Here is a 10,248-nt window from a genome sequence, read left to right as displayed (position 1 = left end):
ACCGTGGAGTATTATTTCTCCCCCTTTCGGTATCTCCTGTAGTTGCGTGAGGATAAAACCACCAAGCGTTTCGTAATCCGGAGATTCTGAAAGGTCCAGATTAAATCTATTGTTCAGGTCTCTTATTGAGTATGAAGCATCAATAATAATAGAGCCGTCCTTTAATCTTTCTATGCGATCATCCACATCCGTTTCGTCCAGTATCTCGCCGAATATCTCCTCCATAATGTCTTCGAGCGTTATAATCCCTGCCGTTGTTCCATACTCGTCAACAACAACGGCAAGGTGCTGGCGTCTTTTCTGCATTTCCTTCAGAAGAATGCTTATCTCCATTGTATCGGGCACAAAATATGGCTTCTTAAGAAGTTTATCCAGGCTGAAAGACGATTGAAGCCATATCTGTTTTGTTATGTCCTTCTGATAAACAATACCGACAATCTTATCAAGACTTTCCCTGTAAACGGGGTACCTGGAAAACTCATTTTCAACGATATATTTCACTATCTCGTCCTTACCGTCCTCAATGTCTATACTGTAAACATTTGGTCTTGGAACCATAACCTCTTTTACGGATCTGTCTGCAAATTCAAACACACTATGAATCAGCTTCTCTTCTGTCTCATCAAATACTCCCTTGCGTCTTCCTTCCTCAAGCAATACCTTTATCTCCCCTTCTCCGATGTGTTCCTCTCTCTTTTTAAGATTCAAAGTCTTCACAATCAACAAAGTGGAAAAGGAAAGGAAGTTAACAAAAACAAAAAACACTCCTGCGATAAAGTGGAAGAAAGGGGCAATCCACAAAGCAACCTTTTCCTTATAATTCATGCCTATATACTTTGGAACCAGCTCGCCGATGACAAGGAAGAGGTAGGTCAGTATCCCCACCACAACAACAACCGACAGGGTATCATCAAAAACCCGGATATAGGGGATCTGGTTGATGAAAGGTTTAATGTATTGAACAGAAATAATGCCTCCGATAGCGGATGCGAGAGTACCGCAGAGGGTGATGCCTATCTGTACGGCAGATAGAAACCTTTCCGGGTTCTCTTTCATTTCGAGGAGCGTCTCGGACCCTTTTTCCTTTTTCGCCTTTATAAGCTCTTTGATCTTACTTTTCCTCAACGAAACAATAGCAAACTCCCCGGCAGAAAAGATGCCGTTTATAATTATCAGCACCATTATAAAAAAGATCGCCAAAGCAGGTTTATTCATATGCCTTTTTCACTCCTCTGTAAAATCATTTAACGGTCTTCCATGATTTTTTACATTATATCATGAGCAGCACATATGTTGAGAAATTTGTGCAGCCTCTGAAAGATCTCATTCAACAGGTAAAATTAACCAAATCTTAACAGAATATTCACCTGACCATAACATATATCGCATATTGTTATCTGTAAATCCTTTAAGGAGGTATGTATGTTCAAAGTATGCAGCATATTTTTTATGGTGGGTATCATCTTTTGCATGGCCTTTACCGGAACCAGTGTTGTTGCCGCTGACCAGGAATTGCTCGGGGCGGGCGCTACGTTCCCCCAGCCTCTTTACTCAAAGATGTTCGATGCTTACAACCAGCAGTATAAAGTAAAGATCAATTACCAGGGGATCGGCTCAGGGGGCGGCATAAACCAGCTCACCAAGAAGACCGTTGACTTCGGTGGAACAGATGCGTTCATGACCGAAAAGGAATTACAAGCGGCAGGCGCCACGGTTCTCCATATACCCACATGTCTCGGCGCCGTTGTTGTTACCTACAACCTTCCGGAAAATCCCAAACTGAATTTCACTCCTGGAATTATTGCCGATATCTTCCTGGGCAAGATCACAAAATGGACCGACCCTAAGATCGCAGCCGCCAATCCCGGCATCAAATTACCTGATCTTCCCATCAGCGTTGTCCATCGCGCCGACGGCAGCGGCACAACCTATATCTTCAGCGAGTACCTCACAAAGGTCAGCAAGGAGTGGAAAGAAAAGATAGGTACCGGAAAGTCACTGAACTGGCCTGCAGGACAGATCGGACAGAAGGGAAACCCCGGCGTGGCCGGTTATGTGAAGCAGATACCGGGCTCGGTCGGCTATGTCGAGCTCCTTTATGCTCTTCAGAACAAGATGCCATACGGCAATGTAAAGAACAAGGCCGGCAAGCTCATCGAGCCCACCATCAAAGCGGTGAGCGCCTCCGCAAATGTCAGCATACCGGATGATACGAACGTGTCCCTGACCGATTCCCCTGCGGCAAACGGTTATCCTATCTGCAGCTTCACCTGGCTCATATTCTACAAAGAGCAAAACTACGGCGGGAGGAACCTTGAAAGAGCCGAAACCCTCGCTAAAATGCTTTCCTGGGTGGTAAACGACGGTCAGAAGTATGTAGAGCCTCTTCAGTATGCACCTCTTTCCAAAGAGGCCGTGGCCAAATCAATGAAGCTTATCCGTTCTATGACCTACAACGGTAAACCGATTTTGAAGTAGTTAAAAACTATCAGGGGTAATATAAACCCGGGGCAAGAAAGATATCTTCTCCGGGTTTTATCAAGGTTTGGAAAAGATGAGCAGCAATGTAAAAACCACATCAGGCGTTGATTCATCGGAGAAGAGATTTACCGCCGTACTTGCCATAACGGCAATATCGATCGTCGTTTTGCTGCTGGCAATATTCCTGACGCTCTGTGTTTCCTCCATACCCTCTATAAGGGAATTCGGATTTGGTTTCTTTATTGGGAAGACCTGGGACCCCACTATTGAAAGATTCGGGGCACTCCCTTTCCTCGTCGGCACCCTCTTCACTTCGTTCCTGGCCCTTTTGATCTCAATACCTTTCTCACTGGCGATCTCGATCTTTCTCGGTGAATATCTGAAAGAAGGTACAGCACCGGCGTTTTTGCGAAGTTCCGTTGAAGTCCTCGCAGGCATCCCATCGGTTATCTATGGTCTGTGGGGGCTATTTCTATTAATGCCTTTGGTCAGATCCCTCGAGATTCAATTAGGCGTAACACCCCATGGGGTGGGAATCTTTACATCATCTCTCATACTGGCAATCATGATAATCCCCTTCTCAGCTTCTATGGGGAGGGAGGTTATTACGCTTGTGCCTGCAGACTTGAAAGAGGCGGCATATTCCCTTGGTGCAACCAGGTTTGAGGTTATCATGAATGTCATCATCCCTTATGCAAGGTCAGGGATCATTGCAGGGATTCTTCTCGCACTTGGCAGGGCAATAGGAGAGACCATGGCGGTAACAATGCTTATCGGGAATAGCAACTTTCTTCCAACCAGCCTTTTCGGCCCCGGGAACACCATGGCCAGTGTCATTGCGAATGAATTTGCCGAGGCAACAGGTGTCACTGCGGCCTCATTGATATATGTGGGGCTTGTCCTTTTCCTGGTTACGACAGTCGTTAATATTGCCGGTACATACCTCATTAAAAAGATTGGCATAGCGGCATCAAGAGAGGTAACGTAAGTGGAACGGCACAGTACTTTCAGAATAATAAAAGACAGGATCTTCAGTAGTATCATCGCCATTCTCGCCTTCGCGTCTATGATGCCGCTGCTTCTTATCCTCTATTACATTACAAAAAATGGTATTGCGGTAATCAACTGGGAGTTCTTTACCGCCCTTCCCCGTCCAATCGGTGAAACAGGGGGCGGGGTGTACAATGCCCTAATCGGTTCTCTGATGCTCATCGTTCTATCTTGTATTCTTTCCATCCCGGTCGGTATTACTGCAGGGATCTACCTTTCCGAAAAACAAGAGGGGAAACTGAGCGATATTGTACGTCTCTGCGTTGTCGTCCTCCAGGGTACGCCATCTATCGTCATCGGTATCATCGCGTATATATGGGTTGTAGTGCCTTTCAGGAGTTTTTCCGCGTTATCCGGGGGGGTTGCGCTCAGCATCATGATGTTGCCGGTCATCATTAAAACCACTGAAGAAACCTTGAAACTCATTCCATACCATCTGAAAGAGGCATCCCTTGCGCTTGGTGTCCCCTATTACAAAACCATTCTCAAGGTCATCCTTCCAACCGGGTTCGGCAGTATTATGACCGGCATCTTATTGAGCGTTGCAAGGATTACCGGAGAGACAGCCCCATTATTATTCACGGCATTTGGCAACCAGTTCATGAACTATAATATCCTGAAACCCATCGATTCACTCCCCTACCGCATCTTTTATTATGCAATGAGCCCTTATCCCGAGTGGCATGCCTTTGCATGGGGCGCGTCGTTTATTCTTGTTGTAGTGGTTCTGGGGTTCAATCTTATTGCAAGAGGGATTGCTGTTAAATGGAAAGTACAATTCTAAAAATTGAAAATTTTTCAGCATTCTTCGGCGACAGTCAGGTGCTGCAGACAATAAACCTGGAGGCCGGCAAGAACATGGTCACAGCCCTTATGGGCCCATCCGGCTGCGGCAAGACCACCCTTATTCGCTGTGTCAACAGGATGCATGAGCTTATCCCCGGCACAAGGGTGTCAGGGAAGATCTACCTCCAGGATAAAGATGTTTATGCCATGGAACCTATTGTGTTGAGACGCCATATCGGCATGGTGTTTCAGAAACCGAACCCCTTTCCCATGATGAGCATCTATGACAATGTTGTCGCAGGATACAAATTAAATGGAATAAAGCTTGGCAAAGATGAAATGGACGGGATTGTTGAGCGCTCTTTGCAGGACTCAGCGCTATGGAATGAAGTGAAGGATTTTCTTCACAGGAAAGGGACCTTCCTCTCGGGAGGGCAGCAACAGAGGCTCTGCATAGCAAGGGCGCTTGCAATGAATCCTGAGATACTGCTTCTCGATGAGCCCACGTCCGCCCTCGATCCAAAATCAACCTCCCAGATCGAAGAACTATTTGTTGAACTGAAAAATAACGTCACGATGCTCCTCGTTACGCACAATATCGGCCAGGCTGCCCGGGTGTCTGATTATACGGCATTTCTCTATCTTGGCGAGTTGATCGAATTCGGGTCTACTGAAAAGATGTTTACTGTCCCGAAAGATAAAAGAACCGAAGAATATCTCACCGGCAAATTTGGCTAACCCAAAATCTCATTGTAATCAGCAACGAAAATTACTATACTCTGTTTACCGGTTATAAGGAGGACGTATGCTGGAAGGACACATTTACAAGGCCTTTGATCTGGAACTGAAGGAATTAAAGGAAAAACTCCTTTACGAAGGCGGACTCGTAGAAAAGGCCATTCAGAACGCGATAAAATCGCTCCAGGAAAGAGATTCAGAGCGCGCAAAAAGCGTCATTGACAACGACGATATTATTAACAGCAACGAGATCGAGGTGGACGAGCTTTGCCTAAAGCTCCTGGCACTCCGGCAGCCGGCAGCAAGGGACCTCAGGTTCATCACAACGGCCATCAAGATCAACTACGACCTGGAACGAATAGGTGATATGGCGGTCAACATCTGCGAGAGGGTCCAGGAAATAAACCAGGAACCACAGTTAAAACCCTATATCGACCTGCCGAAGATGGCTGAGATCGTACAGATCATGGTAAAAGAAAGTCTTGACGCGTTTGTAAGGGAAGACGTGCAACTCGCCTTGAAGGTGACAAGAGATGACGAACAGGTCGACCAGCTGCTTGACCAGATATTTCGTGAACTGCTGACCTACATGATGCAGGACATGCGGACAATCTCCAGGGCAACGAGGCTCCTTTTTATATCAAAATACCTTGAAAGAATGGCTGACCACGCAGTAAATATTGCCGAACTGGTGATATTTATGGTAGAGGGGAAGATCATACGGCATTTGAAGGACCCCGACCCCGAGGAATAAAGATGGTCAGAAAACTTGGCATTATCGTTGTTGCGCTTGCAGCATTGATAATCTCCTGCAGTAACAAACCGGCCGATAAGGCAAAAAAAAACAAACACACCATTACCATTGCGGGGTCAACATCGGTAATGCCTTTTACGGAAAAACTTGCAGAGCATTTTATGATTGACCATCGTGCATTTGTTATTGATGTTCAGGGTGGAGGATCTACCGCCGGCATCCAGGCGTGTCTTAACAACACCGTTAATATCGGGATGTCATCGAGGGAATTGAAAGAAGAGGAGAAGATGCTTAACACGATAACGATCTGCTATGACGGCATTGCCGTTGTCGTACACCCAAAAAATCTTCTTAAAGCACTCACTTTGCAACAGGTCAGTAAGATATTCAGCGGTGAGATCAAAAACTGGAACCAACTGGGCTGGATCAACAGAAAGATAGACGCGGTGACACGCGAGGAAGGCTCCGGTACGCGGAGTTCCTTTGAAGAACTTATTATGAAAAAACGTGAGATAGACGATGGCATCATGGTCCAGGATTCAAACGGGTCCGTAAAGGAAGTAGTTGCCACTGACCCGTATGCAATAGGGTACATCTCCCTCGGACTGATCGATCAAAGGGTAAAATCCTTAACCATCGATGGTGTTGCCCCAAGTATCAAAAACATCAAAACCGGGAGATACAAGATCGTGAGACCATTTTTATATGTAACAAACGGTGAACTTGACGAAGACGGAAAAAAGTTTGTCAATTTTGTACTTTCAAAGGATGGGCAGAGCATCCTTAAAAAAGAGGGCCTGGTCGGTTTCTATGATTAAAAATCCTGTAAAAAAGGAACAATTCGTGAAGTGGGTACTGGTTACCTTTGCCCTTTCATCACTCTTGTTTCTCTTCCTGATCTTTATCTTCATCCTCTTTGAAGGGTTGCCCCTTTTTCACAAAATCGGTTTGAAAAATATCATCCTGGGCTTCAAGTGGGCCCCCACAAAAGGTTTCTTCGGCATATTCCCTATGATCGTGTCTTCCTTTCTCGTTACATTCGGCGCTCTTGTCATAGGCGCTCCCATGGGGCTTTCCTGCGCGATATACCTCTCTGAATATTCAGGAAAGCGCCTTAAAATGTTCTTGAAACCGGCCCTTGAACTCCTTGCCGGTATCCCATCGGTAGTATACGGGTTCCTCGGGGTTGTTTACATCGTGCCCATCGTAAGAAACTATATCGGGGGATCAGGTTTTTCACTCCTTGCAACCTCCATCATCCTCGGGATCATGATCCTGCCTACCATAATCAGTATCTCTTTCGATGCCCTGATGAGTGTTCCGAAAACATACCGGGAGGGCTCTTTTGCCATGGGAGCAACAAAATGGCAAACGATCTACAAAGTGATCATCCCTGCGGCAAGATCAGGGATCCTCGCGAGTTTTATACTGGGCATGGGGAGGGCCATCGGGGAAACAATGGCTGTCATTATGATCGCCGGGAATGCCCTCAGGATACCTACCAGCATCCTCGATCCTTTACGAACGCTTACGGGCAATATTGCGCTGGAACTTGCCTACGCAACAGGTGATCACAGGCTTGGACTGTTTTCTACCGGTGTCGTTTTGCTCGTTATTATTATGATACTGAACTATATAGCCAATTTCGGGATCAAGAGAAGGATGTAATATGAGAATAAATCCAAGGTTTACCAATAAATTTGTACAGATCGGGTTAAATTTCCAGGCCTTTTTTACGGTCGGCATACTGGTGATCATTGTCGCTATTATCTGTTTCAAGGGACTCCCCTACGTAAATTTTGAATTTATCTTTGCTTATCCTCAAGATATGGGGAGGATCGGCGGTATCTTCCCTTCAATCGCCGGAACGATACTACTTGCACTTCTCTCAATACTCTTTGCGACACCTCTTGGTGTCGGAACAGCAATATTTTTAACTGAATATACAAAAGAATCCATATTTACCAAGATCATACGCTTCGGTGTCGAATCACTCGCGGGGATACCATCCATCCTGTACGGCCTTTTCGGCTTCATATTCTTTGTCATCAAACTGAAGATGGGCTGGTCTTTGCTCGCAGGGGTCCTTACCATAACGATCATGATACTCCCAACGATAATAAGGACCAGCGAAGAGGCCATCAAGGCCGTTCCAAGAAACCTGAGGATCGTCAGCTACTCACTCAGTGCGACAAAATGGGAGACGGTCACAAAGGTTGTATTGCCTTCAGCTATCCCCGGAATTTTAACAGGGATCATGCTAAGCGTTGGAAGAGCTGTTGGGGAGACGGCAGCGGTAATATTTACTATGGGCAGCTCTCTGAGGCTCCCTACCTCCCTTATGGATTCCGGCAGAACCATGGCAGTCCATTTTTACATACTGGCCCGTGAAGGGATCTCCATGGAAAAGGCCTACGGCACGGCATTGGTGCTTGTTGTGAGCATATTATTGATCAATGTTTTAGCATACTACCTGATGAATAAAACAATATCAAAGTACTCCTGAAAATTATGAATACGAAGATTGCGATCAACAGACTGCGCGTTACCTTTTCAAAAAATGAGATCCTGAAAGGCGTTACTATCGATGTATATAGAAACACTATTACCGGCTTCATGGGGCCTTCGGGCAGCGGCAAGTCTTCACTTATATCAGTCATTAACCGGATGATCGATTTTGAAGAAGGTGTCCATATGGAAGGTGAAGTGTATATAGACGGGCAAAACATTCTGGATGGCGGGCTTGACACCGTTGAATTGAGAAGACGCGTGGGCACCGTCTTTGCTGTTCCCACCCCCCTCCCCCGCTCAATATATGAAAATATCGCTTACGGTCCGCGTCTGAAAGGGATCGGAGACCGTACCGCGCTCCACTACATTGTGGAGGACAGCCTGAAAAAGGCATTCCTCTGGGATGAGGTAAAAGACAGGCTGAGTATGTCCGCTCTCAAATTATCAGGCGGACAACAGCAAAGGCTTTGTCTCGCCAGAACGCTGGCCCTGAAACCGGAGATCATTCTCCTTGATGAACCCTGTTCAGGGCTTGACCCGATCTCAACGGCAAAGATCGAAGATGCCCTGAGTGAACTGAAAAAGGATTTTACGATCATCCTTGTTTCCAACAACACAAAGCAGATTGCCCGCATTACAGACTTCTCGGCCTTCTTCTACCTGGGAGATCTCATCGAATACGACACAACGGAAAAACTTTTCACAACGCCGTCAATAAAGAAAACAGAGGATTACATCCAGGGAAAATTCGGATAATGAATAACTTTGTTCTGAAAACAAAAGATCTCAATCTCCACTACGGCAGCTTTCAGGCTTTGAAGGAGATCAATTTCAACGTCCATAAAAACTCTATCACGGCGCTCATCGGACCTTCGGGCTGCGGTAAGTCCACTCTTTTACGCTGCTTCAACCGTATGAACGACCTTATTGATGACATCCGGATATCAGGGGACATCTTTGTCCATGATCAAAGGATCGAAGAGGTCGATATCATAGAACTCCGCAAAAAGGTGGGCATGGTATTTCAACGGCCAAATCCTTTTCCTTTCACGGTCTATGAAAACATGATCTATGGACTGAAGATACATGGCCTGGGAAATAAAAAGAAAAACAGGGATATGGTGGAGAATTGTCTGCGGGCCGTCGGCCTATGGGAAGAATTAAAAGACAAACTTTCCGTACCGGCCCTCAACCTCTCCGAGGAGATAAAACAGAGACTCTGCATCGCGCGTCTTTTGACCGTGGAGCCCGAGATCATCCTCCTTGATGAACCATGTTCTGCCCTCGACCCGATTGCCACCATGAGGGTCGAAGAGCTTATGATGGAACTGAAAGAGAAGTATACCATACTGATCGTAACACACAATATGCAGCAGGCAGCGAGGGTATCAGACTACACCGGCTTCATGCTCCTCGGTGACCTCGTTGAATTCGGTGAAACCTCACAGATCTTTACCTCGCCCGGAGATGAGAGGACTGAAGGCTATATAACAGGACGCTTCGGATAACCCCACAGTATATCGTAGTTCGTATATCGTATGTCGAAAAGATTCTTTTGCCGTTTACGATATGCTTTTCACCGCTCTTTACGCTGAATGGTCTTAGAACCACGATATACTATATACGATATACTGTTTTTAAGGGACCAGGATCCAAGGGAAAAAGGGGGGTTGGGGGGTATTTGATAGGACCCTTGAACCCTGGCAAGAATCGCTTCAAAGAAGGATATGGTAGATCTCGTATGCCTTTTTGGTCAGGTCTTCTCTGAATTTCGGGTCTGCAATATTGATGAGCGCCTTCATTCTCTCACGCACCGTTTTGCCTTTTAAGGCCGCTATCCCAAAATCGGTCGCAACATAGTCAACATCGTTCCGTGATGTAGTAACGGCAGCCCCTTCTTTCAATACAGGGACAATCCTCGATACTCC

The 10,248-nt window shown here is 46.1% G+C and carries 12 protein-coding genes; 10 read left to right on the top strand and 2 right to left on the bottom strand.

Annotated features, from left to right (window positions below):
• Positions 1 to 1,215, bottom strand: a 1,215-nt coding sequence (locus PHU49_08300; protein MDD5244004.1) for a hemolysin family protein, incomplete at its 3' end; no start/stop codon positions are given.
• Between the two features lie 207 nt (positions 1,216 to 1,422).
• Here PHU49_08300 and pstS point away from each other — a divergent pair.
• The 10 genes from pstS to pstB (PHU49_08250) all read left to right on the top strand — a co-directional run bounded on the left by pstS (position 1,423) and on the right by pstB (PHU49_08250) (position 9,828).
• Complete coding sequence (gene pstS, locus PHU49_08295) at positions 1,423 to 2,478, top strand: phosphate ABC transporter substrate-binding protein PstS (GenBank protein MDD5244003.1); 1,056 nt, start codon at positions 1,423 to 1,425, stop codon at positions 2,476 to 2,478.
• Between the two features lie 76 nt (positions 2,479 to 2,554).
• On the top strand, positions 2,555 to 3,469 hold the full coding sequence (gene pstC / locus PHU49_08290; GenBank protein ID MDD5244002.1) for a phosphate ABC transporter permease subunit PstC: 915 nt from the start codon (positions 2,555 to 2,557) through the stop codon (positions 3,467 to 3,469).
• The gene (gene pstA / locus PHU49_08285; protein MDD5244001.1) at positions 3,470 to 4,315 is read left to right on the top strand and encodes a phosphate ABC transporter permease PstA; all 846 of its coding nucleotides are present in this window, start codon (positions 3,470 to 3,472) and stop codon (positions 4,313 to 4,315) included.
• Positions 4,297 to 5,055 (top strand): phosphate ABC transporter ATP-binding protein PstB, encoded by a 759-nt coding sequence (gene pstB, locus PHU49_08280; GenBank protein ID MDD5244000.1) that lies wholly within the window; start codon positions 4,297 to 4,299, stop codon positions 5,053 to 5,055. Before pstA (PHU49_08285) ends, pstB (PHU49_08280) begins: the two co-directional genes overlap by 19 nt.
• Positions 5,056 to 5,122: 67 nt before the next feature.
• Positions 5,123 to 5,809: a phosphate signaling complex protein PhoU gene (gene phoU, locus PHU49_08275; protein ID MDD5243999.1), complete on the top strand. Its 687-nt coding sequence runs from the start codon at positions 5,123 to 5,125 to the stop codon at positions 5,807 to 5,809.
• A 2-nt stretch (positions 5,810 to 5,811) separates the two neighbouring features.
• The gene (locus PHU49_08270) at positions 5,812 to 6,627 is read left to right on the top strand and encodes a phosphate ABC transporter substrate-binding protein (GenBank protein ID MDD5243998.1); all 816 of its coding nucleotides are present in this window, start codon (positions 5,812 to 5,814) and stop codon (positions 6,625 to 6,627) included.
• Complete coding sequence (gene pstC, locus PHU49_08265) at positions 6,620 to 7,477, top strand: phosphate ABC transporter permease subunit PstC (protein ID MDD5243997.1); 858 nt, start codon at positions 6,620 to 6,622, stop codon at positions 7,475 to 7,477. Before PHU49_08270 ends, pstC (PHU49_08265) begins: the two co-directional genes overlap by 8 nt.
• A 1-nt stretch (position 7,478) precedes the next feature.
• Positions 7,479 to 8,315, top strand: coding sequence for a phosphate ABC transporter permease PstA (pstA, locus tag PHU49_08260; GenBank protein MDD5243996.1), 837 nt, complete (start codon positions 7,479 to 7,481; stop codon positions 8,313 to 8,315).
• A 5-nt stretch (positions 8,316 to 8,320) separates the two neighbouring features.
• Entirely contained in the window at positions 8,321 to 9,076 is a 756-nt protein-coding gene (locus PHU49_08255; GenBank protein MDD5243995.1) for a phosphate ABC transporter ATP-binding protein, read from the top strand.
• The gene (pstB, locus tag PHU49_08250; GenBank protein ID MDD5243994.1) at positions 9,076 to 9,828 is read left to right on the top strand and encodes a phosphate ABC transporter ATP-binding protein PstB; all 753 of its coding nucleotides are present in this window, start codon (positions 9,076 to 9,078) and stop codon (positions 9,826 to 9,828) included. The genes PHU49_08255 and pstB (PHU49_08250) overlap by 1 nt, the downstream gene beginning before the upstream one ends.
• Before the next feature lie 207 nt (positions 9,829 to 10,035).
• Here pstB (PHU49_08250) and PHU49_08245 read toward each other — a convergent pair.
• Positions 10,036 to 10,248, bottom strand: a 213-nt coding sequence (locus tag PHU49_08245) for an acetyl-CoA hydrolase/transferase C-terminal domain-containing protein (protein MDD5243993.1), incomplete at its 5' end; no start/stop codon positions are given.

The sequence above is a fragment of the Syntrophorhabdaceae bacterium genome, from assembly GCA_028713955.1.
Lineage (GTDB): Bacteria > Desulfobacterota > Syntrophorhabdia > Syntrophorhabdales > Syntrophorhabdaceae > UBA5609.
The sequence above is the reverse complement of the archived record's forward strand: the minus strand, read 5'-3'. Positions and strand labels throughout refer to the sequence as shown.